Below are 605 nucleotides of genomic sequence, written 5' to 3'. Positions count from 1 at the left end.
ACACTCGTTTAGTGAACTAAACGTCGCGTTAATTTGCCGCGGATAACTCGATTTGGCAAACCAATCCTTTTAGAGGTTTGGAACATCTTACTTACTCGCACTGCATGTAAATGGGGCTATAGCTCAGCTGGGAGAGCGCCTGCCTTGCACGCAGGAGGTCTGCGGTTCGATCCCGCATAGCTCCACCATTTACACCTTATTCTGACTTTATTGCAAAGTAATAAGGCATATGCATTATGGATAGAGATGCCAAAGATAAACTTAAAAATTATCTTTGGCTTTTTTAAGCCCGCTCTTTAACAATTTGGAAAGCTGATAGTATTTAATTGCATGAGTCTGTCATGTGATTAATTACAAAACGTTTAATGCGCAAGCATTGAACATGAGTTCTCAAACACTTTATTAAGTGTCTTGAATATTCAATAGTAAATTATGCTTAGTTGCATAGTTTACGTCTAAGGCGCGTCCACTTCTTTGGTCAGAAGTGAGACAAGTAAAACCAAGCTGGTCGCAATGCGACGCAGGTGAGTGAAACTCATTTGGGTTGTATGGTTAAGCGACTAAGCGTATACGGTGGATGCCTTGGCAGTCAGAGGCGATGAAGG

Annotated in this window: 1 tRNA gene; it reads left to right on the top strand. The window is 41.7% G+C overall.

Annotated features, from left to right (window positions below):
• The first annotated feature begins 112 nt into the window (after window positions 1-112).
• A tRNA-Ala gene (locus L5L77_RS22630) sits at window positions 113-188 on the top strand.
• Window positions 189-605: the final 417 nt, after the last annotated feature.

Source organism: Shewanella sp. SM29 (assembly GCF_025654245.1).
Classification (GTDB): Bacteria; Pseudomonadota; Gammaproteobacteria; order Enterobacterales; family Shewanellaceae; genus Shewanella; species Shewanella oncorhynchi.
This window is presented reverse-complemented; position numbering and strand designations above follow the sequence as displayed.